We start from the raw sequence: 23,863 nt of genomic DNA, 5'->3' as shown, positions 1-23,863 counted from the left end.
CCCCGCGAGTCGACCCAGGCCACGCACCGGCCGATCATGAACCCAAGTTCATGATCGGCCGAAACTGCCGCAGGTCAGTTGAGGGCCACGTCGGACGGGAAGTTGGCCACCGCGGCGGTCAGGCCGCCCTGGCGGCGCAGCACCAGCGACCACAGCTCTTCGGGCTGGGTGCGGAACGGATCGCTGGGCAGGGCCTCGAACACCAGCCAGGCGTTCTCCTCGATCTCCTGCTCCAGCTGCCCGGCGCCCCACCCGGCATAGCCGTGGTAGACGCGCACGCACTCCAGCCGCTGGCCGACCCGGGCCGGGTCACGGCTGAGGTCCACCGTGCCGATCTGCCCCATCACCCGGCTGAAGCCGACGAACCCGGCCACGCCCGCGCGGGCACGGGCCACGCAGATCGCCGAGTCCGTGCCGACCGGGCCGCCCTCGAAGAGCACGCCAGGCTCGCGCAGCAGCGGTTCCCAGCCCGGCAGGATGTCGCCCACCAGCGCTTCGGTGGGCCGGTTCAGCACCACCCCGAGCGCCCCGTCGGCCTCGTGGGCCAGGACGAAGACGACCGTACGTTCGAAGTTGGGGTCCCGGAGCGAGGGCATGGCCACCAGAAGGTGCCCGGTCAGTGACTCCACTGCGTGCCGCCCCGTGCCCTTCCCCGCATTGTCGTGCCGCGTGGTGTGCGGCTCTCCCGACGCCATGAATGGCACCCTATCCGTCCGAGGGCGGCACGGTCAGGGTCTCGGCACGGCTTGTGCGGCAAACTTCCCCGTCTCGGTGACAAGGACCGCGTTGACCTGCGGCCGCCGGGCTACATGAGAGCTGTTCGACACGCCGCCTAGAATTCGCGGGTGACTCTTACCGGCACCGTGACCCCCGACCGGCCGCTGATCGTCGTCGCGCTGCCCGAGGAGGCCGCGCATCTGGACACGCCGTTTCCGGTGCTGCTGACCGGGGTGGGCAAGGTCTGCGCGACGCTCGCGGTGTCCCGCGTGCTGGCCGCGGGCGTGCTTCCCAGCGAGATCGTGAACCTGGGCACCGCCGGGGCGCTGCGGGCCGGCCTGTCCGGCATCCACGAGATCAGCCGGGTGGTGCAGCACGACTTCGACACCGTCACGATCCGCGCGCTGACCGGACGCACCTTCGGCGGCCCGCTGGAGCTGGCGGGCGCCGGGCCGGTGCTGGCCACCGGTGACGTGTTCGTCTCCGACCCGGTGCTGCGCGCGGCGCTGGCCGAGCAGGCGGACCTGGTCGACATGGAGGGCTACGCCGTCGCCGCGGCGGCGGCCGCGTACGGCGTGCCGGTGCGCATGATCAAGCAGGTCAGCGACGAGGCGGACGGCGGAGCGGTCATCAGCTGGGCGGAGTCGGTCGACGCGTGCGCGCGCATCCTGGCGGCTTGGCTCACCGACTGGCAGCGGGCCGCCGGCGTCCGCTGAGGCTCAGGTCTCCCCGCCGAGGTCGACGCCGTACGCCTGGTACAGCACGTCGGCCGTGCGCTGGCGGTAGGCGGTGAGTCGCTGCGAGAGCTGTTCCTCGGAGTGCCGGTCAGCGGAGGTCACCTCAGCGAGCAGCGCGCGGCGGTCCGATTCCAGCGCGTGCACGCTGTGGGTCAGCCGCGGCGCATCGGCGATCACCTCGCCGAGCCGGCCGGAGGGGCCGAGCACCGCGTTCGACAGCTCGTCCAGTGAATCGGTGGCCATACACACCCCCGGACCGCGAAACGTCCCTGCGTTCGATGGTCACGCGGGTGGGGCCCGAAGTCCATACCTTTGCCCAGGTTTGAACGGCCGTTCAGCCGGTCATCAGTGCAGCTACCAGGGCATATGTGGCGAACGGCCCCGGTCCTGGAGGACCGGGGCCGTTCACTGTCTGGTGGAGGTGCCGGGAATCGAACCCGGGTCCATCGCCGGTTTGACAGGGCTTCTCCGAGCGCAGCTCACTATGCCTCTACTCGGCCCCACCGATCACATGAGCAAGACGGTGTGACGGGCCCAGTCGCGATTGATCTCGCCTCAGCAGCCCCGCGACGGGACTGAATCGGCCAGCCTACTAACTGATGCCGGTACACGGGCCATAGGCACTCCCGGACCGACAGACTTGCTACTCGCCTCAGGCGGCGAGAGCGAAGTCGCGCTTGACGTTAGTCTTGGCGCTTATAGTTTTCCGACGACGATTATCGAGACGACGTCGGCTTCCTCGGCTCGCTTCTCCTGCCGCAACGTACGATGTCGAAACCTGTCACCCCCTGGTCATGCGCGAGCGCACGCACGGTGACGATCACCGCGTTCGTCAACAATAACGCCCGGCACGGCCAAAGTCATTCCGGTATCGGTCAACTCCCCGTGCAGGCGATCCCGTCCACGGTGCAGGCGGTCACCGCCTGGCCGAGGGCCAGCAGTGCCGGGAAGCGGATGATGAACGTCACCGATCCGTTCGCGGACACGGTGCGTGCCGCGCCGACCGGGGTCACCGTGACCTTCGTGCCGTCCTGGGTGAAGTTCACCGCCGAGGTGGACCGGTTCTCCACCGCCCGGTCGGCCGGCATGGTCAGCACCACGGTCCAGTTCTCCCGCGGGCTCGTGCCGGGGTTGCGCACCGTCACCTCGGTGTCGAAGCCGCCGAGGCCCAGCAGCGCGATCGTGCGGTAGCCGGCGGTCAGCGGCGTGCCCGCCGGCGTCGTGGCAGTCGCCTCCGCCAGCGGGGAGCTGCCCGGTGACCCGGACGCGCCCGGCTGCGCCGTCGCGCCCGGCACGCCCGGCAGGGGTGTGCCGGAGGCGGCCGCCGCGGGATCCGTCGGGAGCACCCCCGACTGCACACCCGAACCCAGCCCGTACACCGGCTCGGTGTCCCGGCCGGGCGTGCCGCCGCCGTCGCCCCCGATCATCACGGCCACCGCGGTGCTGATCAGCACGATCAGCACCACAGCACCGGCCAGCGAGAGCAGCCGCAGCCGCTTCGAAGCGCCCGCGGGCGGCGCGGGCGGCGCCAGGTCGAGCGCGACCGTCTCCCGCCGCCGCGGGATCGCGGTGTGCAGGTCGGCCTGCACACCGCCCAGGTCGACCTCGCCGGAGGCGAGCCGGTCCAGGGCCGCGGGCAGCTGGTCGCCGAACATGAACTGGTACGACCGCCGCAGCTCGCGCCGCCGCCGGGTGCCGTCGACGCCGAAGAACCCCGTCTGCAGCACAGTCAGCCGGCAGCCGGCCCCGTTGTCCGCCAGCGACCAGGTCACCTCGGTGTGCGTGTGGTCGTCGCGCCAGTGCATGGCCAGCCGCTCCTGCACCGACACCGCCGTCACGTCCAGATCGAACGGTGTCTCCAGCCCGGCCAGGCCCGGCGGCGGGAACGCGCGGAAGGTCTCCCCCGCGGTCGCCGTGAGGTCGGTGGGCACGAACCACTCGCGCAACAGTCGCTGCTCGGTCAGCGCCCGCCAGACTCGCGCCCGGGGGTGGAGGAGATCGACATCGAGTCGCAGCTCGGTCACGGACCGACTATAGGGTCGCCCGGCGGCTCACGGCATCCCCGGAATCGACCAAGGTCACGATCCGGGTGTCCGTCACCCGACAGCGCGCTATCGGTTCGCGCAGCTCACGCCCTCGACCGCGCAGGTTTCCGGTCGCGTCGCGCCGGACGGGTCACCCACCTGGAACGCGAACACGAAGTCCTGTCCCGCCGGCAGCTCGCGGTGCACGGCCTGCGGCGTGAAGGTCACTCGCCGGCCGTCCTGGCGGAAGCCAATCCGGTCCCATGCGCTGGTCACCTGGGCTCCGGCGGGCAGCCTGACGACGGCCGACCAGCCGTCGACGGCGGCGGCCGGCCGGAAGGTGATCTCTCCGATGTAGCCGCCGCTCCAGGTCTCCAGCGTCCGGTAGGAGACGGCCAGGGTCGAGCCGCCGGCCCCAGTGGGAGCCGGACCGCCCGGCACGGACGCCGCCCCCGACGGGGAGGCCGCCGCCGACGTGCTCGGCGCGGCGACCGGGCCGGCCGAAACCGCGGCCGGCGAGGGCGTGGCGGACTCGCCCGCCTGCACCCCGGACCAGGGACCCCGGTCGCTTTCCAGCGGTTGCGCCGCCGGGCCGGGCGAGCGCAGCACCAGCGTCGCCACCGCGGTGACCGCGAGCACGGTGAGCACCATCGCCCCGGCCGCCGACAGCAGGCGCATCCGCCGGTCCACCGGCATGTGGAACACCCGGCCCAGCAGGCCGCCGGAAGGGGGCCGCGCGTCCCACGCCTCGTCGTCGCCGAGCAGGAAGGCTGGTTCGAAGCTCACCACTGGCGGCGTACGCGGGTCGAGGACCGCCGTGGCCGGGGTGGGCGAGGCGAGGCCCACCGGAGCCCGGGAGCCCGGGTCGAGGCCCGCTGCGGACGGCTCGGCGGCCTGGCGGGCGTGCCCGGTCGCCGCGGACGCCGTCACCACTGCCGCGGGTCGGCGCGGCATGTCCGCGGCGTCGTAGATGTCCGTGCTGCGCCGGCGGCGGGCCGGCAGCGCGGCCTGCTCCTGCCGGGCCAGCAGGGCGGGCAGCCGCTGCTCGAACATGGTCGCGTACGCCCGCTGCAGTTCGGCCCGGCGCACCTGGCCGGCGATACCGAGGAAACCGGTCTGGCTCACCCGCAGCCGGCTGCCCCCGACGACGGTGGACAGCTCCCAGACCACGTCGGCGTGCAGCTGCTCGCCGCGCCAGCGCAGCGCCAGCCGGGTCGGGCCGACCACCTCGATCACGTCCATGTCGAACGGGGCGGTGAATCCCGGCAGGTCGGCCGCGGGAAAGGCGCGGTACACACCACCCGGCACGGGCATCAGGTCGGTCTGCAGGAACCACTCGCCGAGCAGGCGGCGATCGGTCAGCGCCTGCCACACCAGCTCCACCGGGTAGGGAAGCTCCACATCGAGCCGCAGCACGGTCACGGCCCGAATATAGAGCCGGTTTCACCCACCTGCCGCCCGGTTTAGGGCGGAGTTAAGCCACCGCTCAGCCAGCCTGGCACGCGACGCCGTTCACGGTGCAGGTGACCGGGAAGTCGCCCGGCCCACGCCGGCCGAGGAAACCGAAGGTCACCGTCGCGCCGGGGGCGAGGTCGCCGCGCTCGGGGGTGAAGACCCAGGCGCCGTCCTGACCGGACCGGTCAGCCTCCCAGTCGCCGTCGACGCTGGCGCCCTGCGGCAGCTGGATACGCACCGTCCAGGCCAGCGGGGTGCTGCCGGTGTTGCGCACCCGTACCGAGATCACATAGCCGCCGCCCCAGGCGTTCACGTCGTACGTCGCCGTCGCGCCTCCGGCGGCCGGTGGCGCGGCGACGGGCGAGCTCGGCCGCGGGCCGCTGCTGCCGGGGGCCGGGCTCACCGCCGGGGAGGCGGTCGCCGCGGCGGACGCGGAGGCCGTCGGCCGCGCGGGCGCGACCTCGGGCGGAGCCTCGGCGCTGGGCGTGACCACGCCGAAGCCGTCGGTGAAGCCGGCGCCCGTGGTGCTGGGCCCGGCGGTCGGCAGCACCATGGACGGCTGCGGCGCGGGCTTGGTCAGGGCCCAGGCTGCCGCGCCCGACACGAGCAGGCACATGGTCGCCACGCCGATGATCAGCGGCTGCCGCCCGGACCTGCGCGATGCCGGCTCGTCCGCGACCGCCTGCCGCCCGGGTCCGAGCGGGGCGGACTCCTCCGCCACCGGCTCCACGACCGTACGGGGCAGCAGGGTGGTCTCGTCGTCCTCGTGCAGCCGATGCTTGCTCACGACCCGCGAGGCTACCGTCCCCGGGCACGCCTGCGCGATCGGCCATCCGACTGTGACATGGCGACCTGCGTCGCGAGCTGCTACCTCATGCCCTTGGCGCGGCGGCCGAGCTCGCGGCTGATCTCCCGGTCGGAGTCACGCTTGGCGATGTCCTGGCGCTTGTCGTAGGACTTCTTGCCCTTCGCCAACCCGATCTCGACCTTGGCCCAGCCGTCCTTGAAGTACATGGACAGCGGCACCAGGGTCAGGCCGCCCTCGCGGGTCTTGGTGATCAGGTGCACGATCTCCTTCTGCTTGAGCAGCAGCTTGCGGGTGCGCCGCGGCGCGTGGTTGGTCCACGTGCCCATGGCGTACTCGGGGATGTGCAGCGCGTGCAGGTAGAGCTCTCCGTCGCGTTCCTGGCCGAACGCGTCGACCAGCGACGCCCGCCCGGCTCGCAGCGACTTCACCTCGGTGCCCATCAGCGCGACGCCCGCCTCGAACGTCTCGAGGATGGTGTAGTCGTGGTACGCCTTGCGGTTCGACGCGATTACCTTGCGCCCCTTCTCCCGCGGCATGACGGCCCTCCTCTCCTCGATCCCGGCAACCCGACAATGCTACCGACGACAACCCCCGCCCCGCGATCGAGATAGCCCCACCCCGACCGCCACACCCCTGGCGCAACTCTTAAAGAGTCGCGCCATCAGGCATGGGCGATGACCCCGACTCCTTAAGAGTTGCGCCAAGAGGGCGCGGGCCGCGCCTGCGGAGGCGGGCGCCGGCAGGTCAGCAGAGGCAGCCGGGGAGCCAGTTCAGGGGCTGGACGGGGTTGCCGTTCTGGCGTACCTCGAAGTGGAGGTGGTAGCCGGTGGAGGCGCCGGTGGTGCCGACCTTGCCGATGAGCTGGCCGCCCCGGATCTTGTCGCCGACCTTCACCAGGATCTTCGACTGGTGGGCGTAGCAGGTGGAGATGACCTTGCCACCGGACTTGCCGTGGGTGAGACAGGTGTAGTTGCCGTACCCGCCGCGCCAGCCGGCGCTGCTGACCGTGCCACCCGCCGCGGCGAAGATGGGCTGGCCGCCGCCCGCGGCGATGTCGACCCCGGCGTGCAGTTGCCAGACCCCGTAGTACGGGTCGTAGCGGTTGCCGAAGTCGCTGGACTTCCAGCCCTTCGTCGGCATGAGGAACTTGGCCCCGGGCCGCAGGATCGGCACGAACTTGCCGTACTGCCCCTCCCACACCCGCAGTTCCTCGGCGATCTGCTCGCTCTGCTCCTTGACCTCCTGGTAGTGCCGCTGGACCTCGGCCTTCTCGGCCTTCGCGGTCTCCATCGCCTTCTTCTGGCGGGCGGCGAGTGTGTCGAGGTCGCGGCGGGCCTGCTCGGCGTCCTGGCGCGCCTTCTCGGCGGCCAGCAGGGCGGCGCGGGCGATGCGGGCCGCGTCGGCAGCCTCGCGCCGCTTCAGCTCGGCCTCGCTGGTGATCTGCTTCGCGGCGCGGCGGGCTGCGACGAACCCGTCGATCGCGTCGCGCCGGATGCGGGCGATCTGGTCGATGTAGTTGCCGCGGTCGAGGAACTCCTGTGGCCGGGTCGCGGCCATGAGCACGTTGAACTCGGTGAGGTTGGAGCCGTGCAGGGTGGCCACGGCGAAGCGGGCGAAGCGGTCCCGGCCCTCCTGGACCTGCCGGACCGAGGCCTGGTACGCCTGGTCGGTGACGGCCCAGGCGGCGGTGGCCTGGTCCGCGCGCCGCTGGGCGGACGCCGCCTTGGTCTCGGCGACCACCACGGCCGACCGGGTCTTCGCGATCCGCTCCTGGGCGGCGGGCATGGCCGCGTTGGCCTCGGCGAGTTCCGTCGCGGCGTGCTGCGCTTTGGCGGACAGCGCCTCCAGCAGCGCGCCGGTCTTGGCCAGCTCGGCGTCGACGCGCTTCTTGTCGTTCTTGAGGTCGTCGGGGGCGGCATGTGCCGGCAGGCCGACCGCCAGCACGGTCAGCAGGGCGAATACCACCTGTACGAATCGCCAGCGCACGGGACCTCCCTCGCCTGTCCCGATCACCCTACTGCCGACATATGCCCTGATTCCAGGCAAAACCGACATTCAACAGGAGTGGCGCGGAAAAGGTGACGGCCCGCCCCCAGGCGAGGGGACGGGCCGCCGACGTGCGGTGAAGCGACTAGACGCGGATGTAGAAGCGCAGGGTCACCCAGGCCGTGACGGCACTGACCACCGAGCCGATGCCCGCCAGGATCGGCAGCATCAGGTTCACGTTGCCCCAGCTCACCGGTAGTAGCAGGTCGGTCAGCGCGGCCAGCTTGCCGTCGATCAGCACGATCTTGCCGACGACCAGCATCACCCAGGCCAGGATCGAGCCCAGCAGCGCGGCGAAGACGGCCTCCAGCACGAACGGCGCCTGGATGAACCAGTTCGACGCGCCGACCAGCTTCATGACCGCGACCTCGCGCCGCTTGCTGTACGCGGCGACCTGGATGGTGTTGGCGACCAGCAGCAGCGCGGCCAGGCCCATGAAGCCGGCGACGACCAGCGACAGGTTCTGCACCGAGCCCAGGATGTCGAAGATCTTCTGCAGCAGCTTCTGCTGGTCCACGACCGTGTCCACGCCCGGCAGGCCGGCGTAGGCGGCGTTGATCTGGTCGAACTTCTGCGGGTCCTTCAGCGCGACCCGGAACGACTCCGGCAGCTCGTCCGCGCCGATCGCGTTGACCAGGTCGGGGGCGTCGCGGAACTGCTCCTTGAAGTTCTCGTACGCCATCTCCTTGGTCTCCCAGAGCACGCTCTTGACCAGGGGGTCGCCGTCGAGCTGCGACTTGATCGCCGACCGCTGCGCGTCGTCGATCGACTTCTCCAGGTAGATGGAGACCTCGACCTGCTCGTAGTAGTGGCCCTTCATCTCGTCGACCTGCATGTACATCAGCAGGCTGGCGCCGAGCATGGAGAGCGACACGATCATCGTAATGATCATGGCGATGGTCATCGTGACGTTGCGCCACAGCCCGACCAGCATTTCGGCCAGGACATACTTCGCACGCATCGGGGGAAATCCTCCGGGGGAGACGGTCAGGACGTCAGGGACAGGGGCTCAACGGGGCACGGCTCAGCCGTACACACCGCGGGCCTGGTCGCGGACGATCCGACCGCCCTCGATCTCGATGACGCGACGGCGCATCTGGTTGACGATGTTCGAGTCGTGGGTGACCATGACCACGGTCGTGCCGGTCCGGTTGATCCGGTCCAGCAGGCGCATGATCTCGATGGAGGTGTCCGGGTCGAGGTTACCGGTGGGCTCGTCGGCCAGCAGGATCAGCGGCCGGTTCACGAACGCGCGCGCCACGGCGACGCGCTGCTGCTCACCACCGGACAGCTCGTGCGGGTAGCGGTGCTCCTTGCCGCCGAGGCCGACCAGCTCCAGCACCTCGGGCACCACGCGGCGGGCGACCGCCTTGGACTTGCCGATGACCTCGAGCGCGAACGCGACGTTCTCGTAGGCCGTCTTGTTCGGCAGCAGGCGGAAGTCCTGGAAGACGCAGCCGATCGAGCGGCGGAAGCTGGGGATCTTCCACGACCGCATCGAGCTGATCTCCTTGCCGTTCACGATGACCTTGCCCTTGTTGGGCTTGATCTCGTGCAGCATGAGCTTGACGATGCTTGATTTGCCGGAGCCGGACGGACCGATGAAGAAGACGAAGTCGCCCTTCTCGATCGAGACCGACACGTCGTCCAGTGAGGGCCGGGACGCCTTCGGGTAGGTCTTGGTCACGTGCTCAAGTCGAATCACGGCGGAGAGTCTACGCGGTGTCGCCGTTTCGCCAAGCCCGCAGGGGTTGAGATGCCGGTATTGCCGTGAATGTTCCTGGAAAATTCCGTGATCTGCCCGTGATCAACTGTCACCGACAGTAGTCGCTTCAAGGCATCTCACCCGGCCGGGCGATGCTCCAGCGACATCCATACATGAAAGAAACTCCGCCCGGCTGCGAGAACAGCCGGGCGGAGGGAGGCTCACTCAGCCGATCAGGCGGCGGCTTCCAGCTCGTTCTGCTTGCGCCAGCGGATGCCGGCCTCGACGAAGCTGTCGATCTCGCCGTCGAAGACCGCGGACGGGTTTCCCGTCTCGAACTCGGTGCGCAGATCCTTGACCATCTGGTACGGGTGCAGCACGTACGAGCGCATCTGGTCGCCCCAGGAGCCGGCCGCGTCGGTCTTCAGGCCCTCCATCTTGGCCCGCTCCTCCTGGCGCTTGCGCTCCAGCAGCCGGGCCTGCAGCACGCGCAGTGCCGACGCCTTGTTCTGCAGCTGGGACTTCTCGTTCTGGCAGGTCACCACGATGCCGGTGGGGATGTGCGTGATGCGCACCGCGGAGTCGGTGGTGTTGACGCTCTGGCCGCCCGGCCCGCTGGAGCGGTAGACGTCGACCTTCATCTCACCCTCGGGGATGTCGATGTGGTCCGTCTGCTCCACCACCGGCAGCACCTCGACCCCGGCGAAGCTGGTCTGGCGGCGGCCCTGGTTGTCGAACGGGCTGATGCGCACCAGGCGGTGGGTGCCCGACTCGACCGACAGCGTGCCGTAGGCGTAGGGCGCCTTCACCGCGAACGTGGCCGACTTCAGACCCGCCTCCTCGGCGTACGACGTGTCGTAGACCTCGGTCGCGTAGCCGTGGCGCTCGGCCCAGCGCAGGTACATGCGCAGCAGCATCTCCGCGAAGTCGGCGGCGTCCACGCCGCCGGCCCCGGCCCGGATGGCGACCAGCGCCTCCCGCGAGTCGTACTCGCCGGAGAGCAGGGTGCGCACCTCCAGCTCCTCGACCGCCTTGGCCAGCGAGACCAGCTCCGTGCCGGCCTCCGCCATCGAGGCGGCGTCGTCCTCCGACTCGGCCAGCTCCATCAGCACCGCGACATCGTCGATCCGCCCGCGCAGTTTCGTCAGCCTGTTGATCTCACCGGTCGCGTACGCCAGCTGCGAGGTGACCTCCTGCGCCTTGGCCTGGTCGTCCCACAGGTCCGGGGCCGAGGCCGCCTCCTCGAGCCGATCCTTGTCCCGGCGCAGCCGGTTGATGTCGAGCACGGACTCGATGTTGCGCATGGTCGCGTCAAGGTTCTTGAGCTGATCGGCGTAGTCGGCAGTCACGTCAACAAGACTAGTGGCACCCGCCGCACGGTTTTCCGGGGCGCACCCGCGACTTGACAGCGGCCACGGTCGCCGACAATAGTAAATCTACTTTCCTATTTACGTGGAGGGCACGTGGCACGGCTCGCCGGTTCGTCCAAGCTGCTCCGGGCCATGAACGAGAGCGCGACCATGGCGCTGCTCATCGACCGGGGCACGCTCACCCGTGGCGAGCTGCGGGAGTTGACCGGCCTGTCCAAGCCGACCACCTCCGACGTGCTGCGCACGCTCACCGAGGCGGGGCTCGCCGTCGTCGTGGGCCACACCAGCGGCGGCCCCGGCCCCAACGCCGAGGTGTACGCGGTCAACCCGGCCGCCGCGACGGTGCTGGCGATCTCGGTACGGGACGTGAGCGAGACGTTACACGCCCCGTTCGAGGCGGCGCTGTGCGATCTCAGCGGGGCGGTGCTCGCCCGCGCGGCGTACCCCAGCGACCCGGCCGACGGCGACCCGGTCGGCACGGTGCGCGCGATCGCGAGCGACCTGTGCTCGCGGGCCGGGCGTGCGCGCGTCACCCACCTCCAGCTGGGCGTGCCCGGCTCGTACGACCCGCAGACCGGCACCATCCGGCACATCGACGTCGCCGGCTGGGGCCGCCCGGGGCTGGTCACCGAGCTGGCCGCCGCGCTGGACCTGACCGTGGACGCGGACAACGACGTGAACCTGGCCGCGATCGCCGAACGGCATCGCGGCGCGGCCGCGGGCAGCGGCAGCTTCGCCCTGCTCTGGCTCGGCGCGGGCCTGGGCTGCGCCATCGACCTGGGCGCCTCGCTGCTGCGCGGGGCCACCGGCGGGGCCGGCGAGATCGGGTACGTGCCGCTCGGCCTGGCCGCCCCCGGCCAGCCCCGCGACCTGCAGAGCCTGGCCGGCGGCCCGGCCGTCGCGGCGCTGGGCGCGGCGCACGGCTTCACCGGGGCCACCCCGGAGGAGATGGTCGCCGACGCCGCCCGCGCGGACTCCCCCGCCGCGGACGCCTTCCTCGGCGCGCTGGCCGACCGGATCGCCGTCGTGCTGGCCGTGGTCGCCGCACTGCTCGACCCGCCGCTGGTGGTGCTGGCCGGCGAGGTCGCCCAGGCCGGCGGCGCGCGGCTGCGCGACCTGGTCACCGAGGCGTTCCACCGCAACACCCCGCTGCGCACCCCGGTCGAGGTCACCGCGCTGACCGACGACGCCGTGCTGCTCGGCGCCATGGACTCGGGCCTGCGCTCGGTGCGCGAGTCCATGGTCGAGTCGCTGAACGCCCGGCCGATCCCGGCCCGCTCCACCTGAACCACCCACCCTTCGACGGAAGAGCACCAATGAAGATCGCAGTCGTGGGTGGAGGTTCCACCTACACCCCCGAGCTGGTCGACGGGTTCGCCCGGCTGGCCGGCAGCCTCGACGTCACCGAGCTGTGCCTGATCGACCCGGCCGGTTCGCGGCTGGACGTCATCGGCCCGTACGCCCGCCGCCTGATGGCTCACCACGGCCACCCCGGCACGCTGACCTGGACCACCGACCTCGACGCCGGGCTGACCGACGCCTCCGTCGTGGTCGTCCAGCTGCGCGTCGGCGGGCAGGCCGCCCGGATCAGCGACGAGACCTTCCCGCTGGAGTGCGGCTGCGTCGGGCAGGAGACCACCGGCGCGGGCGGCCTGGCCAAGGCGCTGCGCACGGTGCCGGTCGTGCTCGACGTGGCCGAGCGGGCGGCGCGGCTGGCCGCCCCCGGCGCGTGGATCGTCGACTTCACCAACCCGGTCGGCATCGTCACCCGCGCCCTGCTCGACGCCGGGCACAAGGCGGTCGGCCTGTGCAATGTGGCCATCGGCTTCCAGCGCCGGTTCGCCGCGCTGCTGGGCGTCGAGCCGGGCGCGGTCACCCTCGACCACGTCGGCCTGAACCACCTCACCTGGGAGCGCGCCGCATACGTCGACGGCGTCGACCGGCTGCCCGAGCTGCTCGCCGGGCACCTCGACGAGCTGGCCGGGCCGGTGCAGCTGCCGCCGTCGCTGCTGCGGCTGCTCGGCAACGTGCCGTCCTATTACCTGCGCTACTTCTACGCCCACGACGAGGTCGTGCGCGAAGAGCGCGGCGCCCCGACGCGCGGGCAGAAGGTCGCCGAGATGGAGACCCAGCTGCTGGAGATGTACGCCGACCCGGCCCTGACCACCAAACCGGACCTGCTGTCCAAGCGCGGCGGGGCGTTCTACTCCGAGGCGGCCGTCGGCCTGATCACCTCCCTGCTCACCGGCGACGGCGCGGTGCACGCGGTCAACCTGCGCAACGGCGGCCACCTGCCGTTCCTGCCCGACGACGCGGTGATCGAGGTCAGCGCCCGGGTGGACCGCGACGGCCCGGTGGCGGTCAAGGCCCCGCCGGTCGCCCCCGAACTGTCCGGCCTCATCTCCGGCGTCGCCGCGTACGAGGAGCTGGCCGTGCGCGCCGCGGTGCACGGCGGCCGCGACCGCGTCTACGCCGCGCTGCTGGCCCACCCCCTGGTCGGCCAGCACGAGTACGCCGAAGCCCTCACGCAGAGCCTGCTCGCCGCCAACGCCGCACACCTGGCCTGGGCCCGATGAACGCCCGAACCGGACAGGTCGGCCCGTGGGACGGGGCACGAGCATGAGCCCCGCCGAGCTCTTTCTCGCCGTCGACGGCGGGAACTCCAAAACCGACGTGGTGCTCGCCGACTCGGACGGGCGGGTGCACGGCTACGTGCGCGGGCCCGGCTCGTGCCCGCAGGTCATCGGGTTGGACACGGCCGTCGCGCTGCTCGACCGCCTGGTCGGCGCGGCGTTGCGGGAGGCCGAGATGCCCCCGTCCGTGCCGATCACCCGCGCCGAGGTCTACCTGTCCGGTCTCGACCTGCCCGAGGAGGTCGAGGCGGCGGCGAAGGCGGTCGCCCTGACCGGCTGGGCGGAGTCGTACCGGCTGGACAACGACACGTTCGCGCTGCTGCGGGCCGGCACCGACAGCCCGGACGCGATCGCGGTCGTATGCGGGGCCGGGATCAACTGCGTGGGGCGCAGCGCCGACGGCCGCACGGCCCGTTTCCCGGCGCTTGGCCCGATCTCCGGCGACTGGGGCGGCGGCCTGCACCTGGCCTCCATGGCCATGTGGCATGCGGCGCGGGCCGAGGACGGCCGGGGCCCGGCGACGGCGCTGGCCGGGGCGGTGGCCGCCCACTTCGGTCAGGCCACCGTGCACGACGTGATCACGGGGTTGCACCTGGGCAGCCTCAGCCAGGACCGCATGATCGAACTGAGCGAGGTGCTGTTCGCCGCCGCCGGGCAGGGTGACGAGGTCGCCCGGCGCGTGGTGGCGCGTCAGGCGACCGAGATCACGTCATTGGTGACTGTTGCCGCGGACCGGCTCGGGCTGAGGGAGGAACCGTACGCCGTGGTCCTGGGCGGTGGCGTGCTGCGCGCCCGGCACCGGCTGCTGCAGGATGCCGTGGACGCGGGGGTGAAGGCCCACTCGTCGAAGGCCCGGTTGACCGTGCTCGCACAGCCACCGGTGGTGGGAGCGGGCCTTTTCGCACTGGACGCGCTGGGCGCGCCGCCGGCCGCCGCTGCCGCGTTGCGTTCCGCGCTGGAGGAGAGGCGACCGCACCTCGCCCAGCGCTGAGGCGCTACTTGGCGATGGCGGTCTTCAGCCAGTTCAACGCGGCCTTGTGGTAGGCGACGGCGAACTCCAGCCCTGCTGCGGTGAAGTCGTCGCCCTCCTTCTTGGCCTCCTTGGCCTGCTCGCGGGCTTCCGCGAGGGCCTCGGTGTGGTGCGAGTTGGCGCTGTTGAGCAGCGAGTCGAACTGGTTGGTCGCGTGCGTGGATCCGAACGCGACACGCAGTGCATACGGGTTGCGCACCAGCTCGCGGCCGGGCTCCTCGTTCAGCCAGCGGGCGAAGGCGCGCTTGCCCGACGCGGTGATCGCGTAGGGCTGGCTCGCCCGCGGGCCGGGCTTGCCGAGCTTGACGAAGCCGAGCTCGGCGAGGACCGGCAGTTCACGGTAGACCTGGGACCGGGTCATCGACCAGTACGGGCTGAGCCGGCGTTCGGCCGCCGCCATCAGCTGGCCACCGGTCATGGGGCCGTCGTGCAGCAGGCCGAGCACGGCCGCCGCAGTAGCGTTGATTCCTACCTCTGCCATGACTCAACGCTGCCACTTTCACAGCCTTCTGTCCAGGATATCGGCCCATCCACAGTGCACATTCCCCGCCGGACAGTCCCTTTCCGACTGTCTGATCAGACAGGAATATGTCCGTTTCCTGCCCTGGACGTCCCGCCTGACGGGATAACACAAACCGCCCGATATCTCTCCCCTCGGCGTGTCGCCCCTTTTCACCCCCTCCCCACACCCTCCCGATCTTGTACACCTCCTCAATGATCACCCCAAACCCGACATATCCACAGCTCAGTCCACAAGATCCTCGCGAAGATCGCCGTTTCGTGTCGGAAAGTGGGGCCAGACCCGAGATCTCGACACGAAACAGCGATCTTCACCGAGCGCGAAGCGCAGTGCGCGGCGCGGCGCGGGCCGCGCGGCGCGGAGGGCGCGAAGCAGGGCGCACGGCCGGGGGGCGAGGGCGCGAAGCGCGGCGCGGAGCGGGGCGCACGCCGGGGGGCGAGGGCACGAGGCGGGGCGCGCGGCCGGGCGGGGCGCGGGGGCGAGGCGGGGCGCGGGAGCGAGGCGGGGCACGGGAGCGGGTCAGAGGGCGGCGCGTAGGGACCAGAGGGCGGGGTAGAAGCGGGTGTCCAGGCGGGAGCGGAGGTAGGGGCTGCCGGCGGAGCCGCCGGTGCCGGGTTTGGCGCCGATCTGGCGTTCGGCCATCAGCACGTGCCGGGCCCGCCACAGTGACCACGCCTGGTCGTGGGCGATGAGCGCCTCGGCCAGGTCCCAGAGCGCGCCGTGATGCTCCCGGTCGCGGGCGATGGTGACCAGCGCGGCCAGCACCTCGTCGTCGGAACCGACGGCGAAGCCGTGCGCGGCCAGCAGCGCCAGGTAGCCGTCCCAGAGGGTCGGTTCGGCCAGCCGGCGGCGCAGCCGCTCCTCCTCGGCCGGGGCCAGCCCGCGCAGCCGCTCCACGAAGCCCGGGTCCTTGAGGCCGGAGATGAACTCGATCTCGCGGAACTGGGCGGACTGGAAACCGGAGGCGGGCGCGAGCAGGGTGCGGAACGCGAGAAAGTCCTGCGGGGTCATCGTGTCGATGACGTCGACCTGGCCGACCAGCAGCACCTCGACCGCGTGGCAGCGCTCCAGGCGCACCCGGGGCAGGTAGCTCTCCCCCGCCAGCATCCGGTCCCGGGCGTCGGCCAGCTCGTGCAGCAGCAGCTGGAACCACAGCTCGTACGCCTGGTGGATGGTGATGAACAGCAGCTCGTCGTGGGCGGCCGGGGCGGACTGGGGCACCTGCTGGGCCAGCAGCTCGGGCACGCGCAGATAGGTGCCGTAGGTCAGGCGTCCGCCCTGCTCCCCGAAGCTCTGCACGCGATCACGGTAACCCAGACATATACGAAAGAAGGGGCCGTATCCCCTGGATGCGGCCCCTTCTTCGATCAGCTGGTCACGGACGCGGGTGGTCGGTGTCCATGTGCGGGTAGCGGTGGTCGGTCGGCGGGACGAACGTCTCCTTGATGGTCCGCGGCGACATCCAGCGGATCAGGTTGTGCCAGGAGCCCGCCTTGTCGTTGGTGCCCGAGGCCCGGCCGCCGCCGAACGGCTGCTGGCCGACGACCGCACCGGTCGGCTTGTCGTTGAGGTAGAAGTTGCCCGCCGCGAAGCGCAGCTCGTGCGACATCCACTCCAGCGCCCGGCGGTCCTGCGCGAAGATCGCACCGGTCAGCGCGTACGGGGCCACGCTCTCCATCTGCTTGACGACCGAGGCGAAGTCGCCGTCCTCGTAGACGTACACGGCCAGGATCGGCCCGAAGTACTCGGTGGTGAAGACCTCGTTGGCCGGGTCGGTGCAGACGATCACGGTCGGCTGCACGAAGTAGCCGACGCTGTCGTCCACCTCGCCACCGGCGATGATCTCGCAGGACTCCGACGCCTTGGCCTTCTCCAGCGCGGCCGCGTGCCGGGCGAACGCCCGGTCGTCGATCACGGCGCCGCCGAAGTTGCGGAAGTCGGTGACGTCGCCGTAGGTCAGCGACTCGGTGTCGGCGACGAGCTGGTCGCGGACACCGGCCTCCCACAGCGAGCGCGGCACGTACGCCCGCGACGCGGCGGAGCACTTCTGCCCCTGGTACTCGAACGCGCCCCGGACCATCGCGGTGACCAGCGCGGCCGGGTCGGCCGACGGGTGCGCGACGATGAAGTCCTTGCCGCCGGTCTCGCCGACGATGCGCGGGTAGGAGCGGTAGCCGGCGATGTTGTCGCCGATCTGCTTCCACAGGTGCTGGAACACCCGGGTCGAGCCGGTGAAGTGGATGCCCGCCAGGTCGGGGTCGGCCAGCGCGACCTCGGAGACGGCCAGGCCGTCGCCGGTCACCATGTTGATGACGCCCGGTGGCAGGCCCGCCTCCTCGAACAGGCGCATCAGGAAGTGCGCCGAGAACTGCTGGGTGTGCGCCGGCTTCCAGAGCACCGTGTTGCCCATCAGGGCCGGGGTCGCCGGCAGGTTGCCCGCGATGGCGGTGAAGTTGAACGGGGTGACCGCGTAGACGAAGCCCTCCAGCGGGCGGTGGTCGAAGCGGTTCCACACCCCGGCCGAGGAGACCGGCTGCTCGGCCAGCAGCTTGCGGCCGAACTGCACGTTGAAGCGCAGGAAGTCGATCAGCTCGCAGGCCGAGTCGATCTCCGCCTGCTGCACGGTCTTCGACTGGCCGAGCATGGTGGCGCCGTTGAGGGTGTCGCGCCACGGGCCGGAGAGCAGATCGGCGGCCTTCAGGAAGATCGCGGCGCGGTCGTCGAAGGACATATCACGCCAAAGAGGGGCGGCTTTCTTCGCGGCCGTCACCGCCGCCACCGCATCGGCGTTGGTCGCATTGTGGGTGACTCCCAGCACATGCGAGTGCTTGTGCGGCTGGACGACGTGGATCGCGTTGCCGCCACCCATACGTTGCTGCCCGTCGATGGTCATCGTCAGCTCGAGCTGCTCCGAGGCGAGCTCCCCGAGACGTTTGTGCAGACGGGATCGCTCAGCGCTGCCCGGTGCGTAGGTGTGCACCGGCTCGTTGTGCGGCTCGGGCACCACGGATACGGCGTCCATCGATGGCTCCTCCGGTCGGAAGGTTCGTCAACGTTCTTTGCATACTTGCACGCAAAGTACCGCCACAGCCCGGCCCTGCGGCAGACATGTGATCCGTTCGACCTTGACCGGCTCGGCGACGACCGGAACAGCCGCAACCCGGTCCAGGTCACCGGGCCTGCCCTACCGCTCCAGCCTACCCACCCCTCAGGCCTGGCTAGGCTAGGTCGCCGGACCATGGGACCACGTCCGTCCGGGCTCGCCGCGCCGTCGGCGAGCCGGTCGGCCGGACCGGTTCCACCGGTGGCCCCGCGCCAGCCGTCCAGGCCCTTCCGACACGGGGCCGCCGCGGCGAGCACCATGCCGTCGGCAGGCCCACTGTCGCCCAACAGGAGACCACGATGACCGAGCCCGCGATCGCCACGCCCACCCAGTCCTCGCGCAGGTCCGGTGCGGAGCCGCCCGCGGCGCCGCAGCCGCAGCCCGCCCCGTCCACGACCGGCTGGCTGGCCTTCTCCGCCCTGGCCTGGCTCCTGGTGACCCTGCTCTTCTACCGGACCGCGTTCACCGGCGAGGGGGGCGACTGGAGCCTGGTCATGGCGGCGATCCTGCTGCCGCAGGTGATCCAGGCCAACCTGCTCGCCGGAGCCGCGGTAGGGCTGTGGTCCACGCTCGCGCTGGGCCGCCGCAAGCCGTGGGCGGAGCGCGGCGCCGGCCGCTGGGCCGTGGGCGCCGCCGCCGGCCTGCTGACCGGCACGCTGGCCAGCGGGGCGGTCCTGCTGGCGTACGGCATGTCGGCCCGCGCCGTGGGCGTGGTCGCGGTCGCCGTCGGGGTGGCCGGCGCGCTCGGCGGGGCGCTGGGCGCGATCCGCCCGGCCCGCATCATGGCCGCGGGCCTGTCCGCGGCGCTGATGGTGCTGGTCTTCCTCAACGTGGTGGCGCTGTTCTCCACGCCGCTGCTGAACGCGTTCGGCAGCGGCGACACCGCCGCCGAACGGTACTCCGCGAACGGGCTGCTGGCGGGCACCACTGCGGTCATCGCCGGGCTGATCGCCGGACTCGTCGCGTACTGGCGCATCCGGCGGGCGGCCGCGCGCAGCGGGGACACCCCGAAGTGGCCGGTGTTCCTGGCCGCGGGCGCGGCTGCCGGGCTGCTGCTGATCGTCGCCGAATTCTGCACCCGGCTGGGCGTCGCCCGGCTGCTCTCCTACGCCGAGAAGGACATCTCCGCGGACACCGAGATCCTGTCCTTCATCGCGGCGTCGCGCCTGAACACCGGGCTGGTCGTGCTGTTCGTCGGCGCGATCACCACGATCATCGCGTACGGCCGGACGCTGCCCAAGGCCGTCCGGGACTGACCGGGCTCACCGGAGGAGCTCGTCGAGCTCCTCCGGTGCGTACCAGAGCAGGTCCAGGTCCTCGGCGGAGTCGACGGTGAACTGCGCGTCCGGGTCGCCGCCCGCGGCCCGCTCGACCACCTCGGCGGCCTCGGCCACCACCGGCTCCGCGTCGGGCTCGTCCACGTGGAAAGCGGCGATCGCGGCGCGGCGCAGCGCACTGTTCAGCCGGACCGAGCTGGCGCCCAGGTCACGGCTCTCGACGGTCACCTGGCTCGCGGGCACGTCGGCGGAGACCACCACCCGCCGCCGGGGCGCCGAAGGGTCGTCGCGCAGCAGGCGCAGCGCGTCCTGGGCGGCCCGCATGAAGGCGACGTACTCCAGCTCCTCCTCGTCGCCCTCGGCGTACCACTCGCGCAGGGCCGGGGTCACCGCGTGCGCCGTCTCGCCGGGCAGCTCGTCGGCGTCGCGCAACGCCGCCACCAGCCGCACCGTCGCCGGCAGGTACACCCTCACGAGATCGTTGCCCACGTCGGATCCCTCCGTCCCCGTTCGCCTGCGCACAGTCTCGCACGGCGACACCGGACTCCCCGCGCCACACCATCCGATGGCAAACTGAGGCAACCGCACGAATCCGCCCCCTCTTCAGGAGATCGCCCGCCATGACCCAGCCGTTGCCCCGGTTCCTCACCCTGGAGCAGGTCGCCGAGGAGCTCAGCACCTCCACGGCGCAGATCTACGCGCTGGTCCGGCGAGGTGAGCTGGCCGCCATCCGGCTGGGCGGCCGCGGTCAGTGGCGCGTCGAGCGGGCCCGGCTGGAGGAGTTCATCGGCCGGCTCTACGACGAGACGCAGCAGTACGTGAAGGACAACCCGCTGGCCGGCGGCGAAGACTGAGCCCGGCGGGGTCCGCTGCTCACCAAGATCCCGAGATTGGCATTGACCGATGCCTCGTCCACAAGCTACAAATGTCAAACGGAGGCAAACTCAAGCAAACTCAAGATCAAAGGTGGTGGTCCCGATGACGGCGCTCGCCGTTGCTGCCGGATCCGTCCGCATCCATCGCGCGCCCCCGCTCGATCCGCCGTTCGACGACGAGCTGCGCCCCACCACCTACCGGCCGGTCCGGCCCGAGCCCCGCGAGGTCATTCCGCCGGAGGCCGTGGCCGGGGCCTCCCCTGAGTGCCACACCGCGGCCCTGCGCTTCCTGAACCTGTGCCTGGAGCTGTTCAACGGCTTCCGCTCCCCCAGCCAGCTGCGCCCGCTGCTGCGCGTCACCGAGGCCAACGACGTGCTCGAGGAGCTGTCCCGCGGCCTGCGCCGGCTGGCCGCGCTGCGGCAGACCGTGCCGGCGAGCGCGCCACGGCGGCCCGTCCGACGCCGCCAACTGCGCACCTGCGAGCCCCGTCCGGGCGTCGCCGAGGTCGCCGCAGTGCTCAGCGACGGCCGCAGCACCTGGTCGGTGGCGTACCGGCTGGAACGCGACGCCGCGAACTGGCGCTGCACCGCCCTCACGGTGCTGCTCTGACCCCCGGGGCGGGCGGCTGCGACCCCACACCCGCGTCGCTCGTTCCGGGCTCCACGACGAAGAAGGACCGGCCGCCAGGGCCGGTCCTTCTTCGTGTTTGTCAGGCGGTGCTCAGGCAGCGCCGTGGCAGCGCTTGTACTTCTTGCCCGAGCCGCAGGGGCAGGGGCTGTTGCGCGACGCCGGAGCGGCCACCGCGCCGCGGCCCGCGCTGCGCGGGGACGGCTTGCGGCCGCCGTCGCCGTTGCCGATGCCCAGCGCCGGAGCCTGCTGCACCTGCGGGGCGCCCGCCCCGGCCGCGCCGTCGATCGTCGGCGAGGTGTACTGCACCCGCTGCGGCTGCTGCCGCTGGCCCAGGCCCTTGGCCCGGACCTCGACGTGCGACTCGCCGTCGGGCAGCGGCACCCCGGGCGTGGACGGGGCGGCGGGCGCCTGCTCGACCTGGACCTCCAGGTTGAACAGGAAGCCGACGGCCTCCTCCTTGATGCCCTCCATCATCTGGGCGAACATGTCGAAGCCCTCGCGCTGGTACTCGACCAGCGGGTCGCGCTGGGCGTACGCGCGCAGGCCGACACCCTCCTGGAGGTAGTCCATCTCGTAGAGGTGCTCGCGCCACTTGCGGTCGATGACGGCCAGCAGCACCTGGCGCTCCAGCTCGCGCATCGCCTCCGGGCCGAGCTGCTCCTCACGGCGGTCGTACGCGTCGTGCGCGTCCCGCTTCATCCGCTCGACGAGGAACTCGTGGTCGAAGGTGGTGCGCTCGGCGCCCGCCTCCTCCTCCAGCTCCTCGATCGTGATGGTGACCGGGTAGAGCTGCTTGAGGTTGGTCCAGAGCTGGTCGAGGTCCCAGTCCTCGGCGTACTCCTTGCCGGTGCCGACGGTGCCGCCGGACACGTACGCCGCGACCACGTCGTCGATCATGCCGTCGATCTGCTCGTGCAGGTCCTCGCCGTCGAGCACGCGCTTGCGCTCCGCGTAGACCACCTGGCGCTGCTTGTTCATGACCTCGTCGTACTTGAGCACGTTCTTGCGGATCTCGGCGTTCTGCGCCTCGATCTGCGTCTGCGCGCCGCGGATCTGACGGGTCACCATCTTCGACTCGATCGGCACGTCGTCCGGGATGTTGAAGCGCTCCATGACCGCCTCGACCGCACCGGACCGGAAGCGCCGCATCAGGTCGTCCTGCAGCGACAGGTAGAACCGCGACTCGCCCGGGTCACCCTGGCGGCCGGCGCGACCGCGCAGCTGGTTGTCGATCCGGCGCGACTCGTGGCGCTCGGTGCCCAGCACGTAGAGACCACCGGCGTCGGTGACCTCCTCGGCCTCGGCCGCGCAGGCGTCCTCCCAGGTGGGCAGGATCTCCTCGAGCGCCTTGTAGTAGTCGTCGCCGTGCTCCTCCTCGGTGAGGCCGCGCTGGCGCAGCTCCGCCGCCGCGAGGAACTCGGGGTTGCCGCCGAGCAGGATGTCCGTGCCACGGCCGGCCATGTTGGTGGCCACCGTGACGCCGCCCTTGCGGCCCGCCTGCGCGATGATCTCCGCCTCGCGGGCGTGGTACTTCGCGTTCAGGACCGCGTGCGGAATGCCCTTGCGGCGCAGCAGCTGCGACAGGATCTCGGAGTTCTCCACGGAGACCGTGCCGACCAGCACCGGCTGACCGGTGGCGTGGCGCTCGGCGATGTCCTCGACGACCGCCTGGAACTTCGCCTTCTCGGTCTTGTAGATGACGTCCGACTTGTCCTGTCGGACCATCGGGCGGTGCGTCGGGATGCTCACCACGCCGACGTTGTAGACCTTGTTGAACTCGCCCGCCTCGGTCTGCGCGGTGCCGGTCATGCCGGAGAGCTTCTCGTACATGCGGAAGTAGTTCTGCAGGGTGACCGTGGCCAGGGTCTGGTTCTCCTGCTTGATCTCGACGCCTTCCTTGGCCTCGATCGCCTGGTGCATGCCCTCGTTGTAGCGGCGGCCGTGCAGGATGCGGCCGGTGAACTCGTCGACGATCAGGACCTCGCCGTCGGAGACGATGTAGTCCTTGTCCCGCTTGAACAGCTCCTTGGCCTTGATGGCGTTGTTCAGGTAGCCGACCAGCGGGGTGTTCACCGACTCGTACAGGTTGTCGATGCCCAGGCGGTCCTCGACCCGCGAGACGCCGCGCTCGGTGACGGCCACGGTTCGCTTGGACTCGTCGACCTCGTAGTCGCCCGAGCCGTCCTTGCCGCGCTCCAGGCGGGCCACCACCGCGGAGAACTCGCCGTACCACCGCTGCGACTGCTCGGCCGGGCCGGAGATGATCAGCGGGGTGCGCGCCTCGTCGATGAGGATCGAGTCGACCTCGTCGACGATCGCGAAGCCGTGGCCCCGCTGCACCATGTCCGCCGCCGACCAGGCCATGTTGTCGCGCAGGTAGTCGAAGCCGAACTCGTTGTTCGTGCCGTACGTGATGTCGCAGTCGTAGGCAGCCCGGTGCTCGTCGGACGGGCGATTGGGCAGCACCGTCCCGACGGTCAGGCCGAGGAAGCGGTGCACCCGCCCCATCCACTCGGCGTCGCGCTGGGCCAGGTAGTCGTTGACCGTGATGACGTGCACGCCCTTGCCGGCCAGCGCGTTGAGATAGGCCGGCAGGGTGGACACGAGGGTCTTGCCCTCACCGGTCTTCATCTCGGCGATGTTGCCGAAGTGCAGCGCCGCGCCGCCCATGATCTGCACGTCGTAGTGACGTTTGTGCAGCACGCGCTTGGCGGCCTCGCGCACCGTGGCGAACGCCTCGGGGAGCAGGTCGTCCAGGGTCTCCCCGTCGGCGAGACGCTCGCGGTACTGGTCAGTCAGCGCCCGCAGCTCGGCATCGCTGAGGTCGACGTAGTTCTCCTCGATGGAGTTGACGGCGTCGGCGATGGCCTTGAGCCGACGGAGCATCCGCCCCTCACCGGCACGGAGGATCTTCTCGAAAATCGACACGGGT

General features: G+C 71.1%; 22 protein-coding genes and 1 other RNA gene. 7 read left to right on the top strand and 16 right to left on the bottom strand.

Annotation, left to right across the window (positions count from 1 at the left end):
* Positions 1 to 74: 74 nt before the first annotated feature.
* The gene (locus tag F6W97_RS08660; protein WP_155369691.1) at positions 75 to 695 is read right to left on the bottom strand and encodes a YqgE/AlgH family protein; all 621 of its coding nucleotides are present in this window, start codon (positions 693 to 695) and stop codon (positions 75 to 77) included.
* Positions 696 to 845: 150 nt separating this feature from the next.
* Here F6W97_RS08660 and F6W97_RS08655 point away from each other — a divergent pair, with 150 nt between their 5' ends.
* The gene (locus tag F6W97_RS08655) at positions 846 to 1,433 is read left to right on the top strand and encodes a nucleosidase (RefSeq protein ID WP_155369690.1); all 588 of its coding nucleotides are present in this window, start codon (positions 846 to 848) and stop codon (positions 1,431 to 1,433) included.
* A 3-nt stretch (positions 1,434 to 1,436) separates the two neighbouring features.
* Here F6W97_RS08655 and F6W97_RS08650 read toward each other — a convergent pair whose 3' ends face one another.
* From F6W97_RS08650 to prfB, 10 genes are all read right to left on the bottom strand, one after another.
* On the bottom strand, positions 1,437 to 1,697 hold the full coding sequence (locus F6W97_RS08650) for a hypothetical protein (protein ID WP_155369689.1): 261 nt from the start codon (positions 1,695 to 1,697) through the stop codon (positions 1,437 to 1,439).
* Between the two features lie 170 nt (positions 1,698 to 1,867).
* Positions 1,868 to 2,243: a transfer-messenger RNA gene (ssrA, locus tag F6W97_RS08645) on the bottom strand.
* Positions 2,244 to 2,329: 86 nt separating this feature from the next.
* The gene (locus F6W97_RS08640) at positions 2,330 to 3,478 is read right to left on the bottom strand and encodes an SRPBCC domain-containing protein (RefSeq protein WP_155369688.1); all 1,149 of its coding nucleotides are present in this window, start codon (positions 3,476 to 3,478) and stop codon (positions 2,330 to 2,332) included.
* Positions 3,479 to 3,565: 87 nt separating this feature from the next.
* The gene (locus F6W97_RS08635; protein ID WP_155369687.1) at positions 3,566 to 4,900 is read right to left on the bottom strand and encodes a cellulose binding domain-containing protein; all 1,335 of its coding nucleotides are present in this window, start codon (positions 4,898 to 4,900) and stop codon (positions 3,566 to 3,568) included.
* A gap of 64 nt (positions 4,901 to 4,964) precedes the next feature.
* Positions 4,965 to 5,720 carry a cellulose binding domain-containing protein gene (locus F6W97_RS08630; RefSeq protein WP_155369686.1) on the bottom strand — a complete coding sequence of 252 codons (756 nt, stop codon included), beginning with the start codon at positions 5,718 to 5,720 and terminating at the stop codon, positions 4,965 to 4,967.
* Between the two features lie 80 nt (positions 5,721 to 5,800).
* Positions 5,801 to 6,277, bottom strand: coding sequence for an SsrA-binding protein SmpB (smpB, locus tag F6W97_RS08625; RefSeq protein ID WP_155369685.1), 477 nt, complete (start codon positions 6,275 to 6,277; stop codon positions 5,801 to 5,803).
* A 208-nt stretch (positions 6,278 to 6,485) separates the two neighbouring features.
* On the bottom strand, positions 6,486 to 7,727 hold the full coding sequence (locus F6W97_RS08620) for a M23 family metallopeptidase (RefSeq protein ID WP_155369684.1): 1,242 nt from the start codon (positions 7,725 to 7,727) through the stop codon (positions 6,486 to 6,488).
* 145 nt (positions 7,728 to 7,872) lie between these two features.
* The gene (gene ftsX, locus F6W97_RS08615; protein WP_155369683.1) at positions 7,873 to 8,748 is read right to left on the bottom strand and encodes a permease-like cell division protein FtsX; all 876 of its coding nucleotides are present in this window, start codon (positions 8,746 to 8,748) and stop codon (positions 7,873 to 7,875) included.
* Between the two features lie 63 nt (positions 8,749 to 8,811).
* A complete protein-coding gene (gene ftsE / locus F6W97_RS08610) occupies positions 8,812 to 9,492 on the bottom strand; it encodes a cell division ATP-binding protein FtsE (RefSeq protein WP_144121995.1) in 681 nt (226 codons plus the stop codon).
* A gap of 233 nt (positions 9,493 to 9,725) precedes the next feature.
* Positions 9,726 to 10,841: a peptide chain release factor 2 gene (gene prfB / locus F6W97_RS08605; protein WP_269059675.1), complete on the bottom strand. Its 1,116-nt coding sequence runs from the start codon at positions 10,839 to 10,841 to the stop codon at positions 9,726 to 9,728.
* Positions 10,842 to 10,955: 114 nt separating this feature from the next.
* On the opposite strand from prfB, the gene F6W97_RS08600 reads away from it, so the two are divergent.
* From F6W97_RS08600 to F6W97_RS08590, 3 genes are read left to right on the top strand one after another with little or no spacing between them, the layout of a single operon-like run.
* On the top strand, positions 10,956 to 12,149 hold the full coding sequence (locus tag F6W97_RS08600; protein WP_155369682.1) for an ROK family transcriptional regulator: 1,194 nt from the start codon (positions 10,956 to 10,958) through the stop codon (positions 12,147 to 12,149).
* 29 nt (positions 12,150 to 12,178) lie between these two features.
* A complete protein-coding gene (locus F6W97_RS08595) occupies positions 12,179 to 13,438 on the top strand; it encodes a 6-phospho-beta-glucosidase (RefSeq protein ID WP_155369681.1) in 1,260 nt (419 codons plus the stop codon).
* A gap of 43 nt (positions 13,439 to 13,481) precedes the next feature.
* Positions 13,482 to 14,486 (top strand): N-acetylglucosamine kinase, encoded by a 1,005-nt coding sequence (locus F6W97_RS08590; protein ID WP_155369680.1) that lies wholly within the window; start codon positions 13,482 to 13,484, stop codon positions 14,484 to 14,486.
* A gap of 4 nt (positions 14,487 to 14,490) precedes the next feature.
* On the opposite strand, the gene F6W97_RS08585 is transcribed toward F6W97_RS08590, so the two are convergent.
* The 3 genes from F6W97_RS08585 to pruA all read right to left on the bottom strand — a co-directional run bounded on the left by F6W97_RS08585 (position 14,491) and on the right by pruA (position 18,067).
* Positions 14,491 to 15,006 (bottom strand): PadR family transcriptional regulator, encoded by a 516-nt coding sequence (locus F6W97_RS08585; RefSeq protein WP_155369679.1) that lies wholly within the window; start codon positions 15,004 to 15,006, stop codon positions 14,491 to 14,493.
* Between the two features lie 558 nt (positions 15,007 to 15,564).
* Entirely contained in the window at positions 15,565 to 16,344 is a 780-nt protein-coding gene (locus F6W97_RS08580) for a tryptophan 2,3-dioxygenase (RefSeq protein WP_230686513.1), read from the bottom strand.
* Positions 16,345 to 16,420: 76 nt separating this feature from the next.
* The gene (pruA, locus tag F6W97_RS08575; RefSeq protein ID WP_155369677.1) at positions 16,421 to 18,067 is read right to left on the bottom strand and encodes an L-glutamate gamma-semialdehyde dehydrogenase; all 1,647 of its coding nucleotides are present in this window, start codon (positions 18,065 to 18,067) and stop codon (positions 16,421 to 16,423) included.
* A gap of 380 nt (positions 18,068 to 18,447) precedes the next feature.
* On the opposite strand from pruA, the gene F6W97_RS08570 reads away from it, so the two are divergent.
* Positions 18,448 to 19,404: a hypothetical protein gene (locus tag F6W97_RS08570; protein ID WP_155369676.1), complete on the top strand. Its 957-nt coding sequence runs from the start codon at positions 18,448 to 18,450 to the stop codon at positions 19,402 to 19,404.
* A 6-nt stretch (positions 19,405 to 19,410) separates the two neighbouring features.
* Here F6W97_RS08570 and F6W97_RS08565 read toward each other — a convergent pair whose 3' ends face one another.
* Entirely contained in the window at positions 19,411 to 19,914 is a 504-nt protein-coding gene (locus F6W97_RS08565) for a DUF6912 family protein (protein WP_155369675.1), read from the bottom strand.
* 131 nt (positions 19,915 to 20,045) lie between these two features.
* Here F6W97_RS08565 and F6W97_RS08560 point away from each other — a divergent pair, with 131 nt between their 5' ends.
* Positions 20,046 to 20,279 carry a helix-turn-helix transcriptional regulator gene (locus tag F6W97_RS08560; protein WP_155369674.1) on the top strand — a complete coding sequence of 78 codons (234 nt, stop codon included), beginning with the start codon at positions 20,046 to 20,048 and terminating at the stop codon, positions 20,277 to 20,279.
* A gap of 124 nt (positions 20,280 to 20,403) precedes the next feature.
* Complete coding sequence (locus tag F6W97_RS08555) at positions 20,404 to 20,910, top strand: Rv3235 family protein (RefSeq protein ID WP_155369673.1); 507 nt, start codon at positions 20,404 to 20,406, stop codon at positions 20,908 to 20,910.
* Between the two features lie 111 nt (positions 20,911 to 21,021).
* Here F6W97_RS08555 and secA read toward each other — a convergent pair whose 3' ends face one another.
* Positions 21,022 to 23,859 (bottom strand): preprotein translocase subunit SecA, encoded by a 2,838-nt coding sequence (gene secA, locus F6W97_RS08550; RefSeq protein ID WP_155369672.1) that lies wholly within the window; start codon positions 23,857 to 23,859, stop codon positions 21,022 to 21,024.
* Between the last annotated feature and the right edge of the window lie 4 nt (positions 23,860 to 23,863).

Origin of the sequence: Catellatospora vulcania (genome assembly GCF_009720385.1) — a bacterium.
Lineage (GTDB): Bacteria > Actinomycetota > Actinomycetes > Mycobacteriales > Micromonosporaceae > Catellatospora > Catellatospora vulcania.
The sequence above is the reverse complement of the archived record's forward strand: the minus strand, read 5'-3'. Positions and strand labels throughout refer to the sequence as shown.

Excerpts from the sequence above, each read along its gene's own strand:
- F6W97_RS08595 (WP_155369681.1), top strand. The coding sequence starts at position 12,179 with ATGAAGATCGCAGTCGTGGGTGGAGGTTCCACCTACACCCCCGAGCTG.
- F6W97_RS08590 (WP_155369680.1), top strand. The coding sequence starts at position 13,482 with ATGAGCCCCGCCGAGCTCTTTCTCGCCGTCGACGGCGGGAACTCCAAA.
- ftsX (WP_155369683.1), bottom strand. The coding sequence starts at position 8,748 with ATGCGTGCGAAGTATGTCCTGGCCGAAATGCTGGTCGGGCTGTGGCGC.
- F6W97_RS08650 (WP_155369689.1), bottom strand. The coding sequence starts at position 1,697 with ATGGCCACCGATTCACTGGACGAGCTGTCGAACGCGGTGCTCGGCCCC.
- F6W97_RS08660 (WP_155369691.1), bottom strand. The coding sequence starts at position 695 with ATGGCGTCGGGAGAGCCGCACACCACGCGGCACGACAATGCGGGGAAG.
- F6W97_RS08555 (WP_155369673.1), top strand. The coding sequence starts at position 20,404 with ATGACGGCGCTCGCCGTTGCTGCCGGATCCGTCCGCATCCATCGCGCG.
- pruA (WP_155369677.1), bottom strand. The coding sequence starts at position 18,067 with ATGGACGCCGTATCCGTGGTGCCCGAGCCGCACAACGAGCCGGTGCAC.
- smpB (WP_155369685.1), bottom strand. The coding sequence starts at position 6,277 with ATGCCGCGGGAGAAGGGGCGCAAGGTAATCGCGTCGAACCGCAAGGCG.
- F6W97_RS08570 (WP_155369676.1), top strand. The coding sequence starts at position 18,448 with ATGACCGAGCCCGCGATCGCCACGCCCACCCAGTCCTCGCGCAGGTCC.
- F6W97_RS08560 (WP_155369674.1), top strand. The coding sequence starts at position 20,046 with ATGACCCAGCCGTTGCCCCGGTTCCTCACCCTGGAGCAGGTCGCCGAG.
- F6W97_RS08585 (WP_155369679.1), bottom strand. The coding sequence starts at position 15,006 with ATGGCAGAGGTAGGAATCAACGCTACTGCGGCGGCCGTGCTCGGCCTG.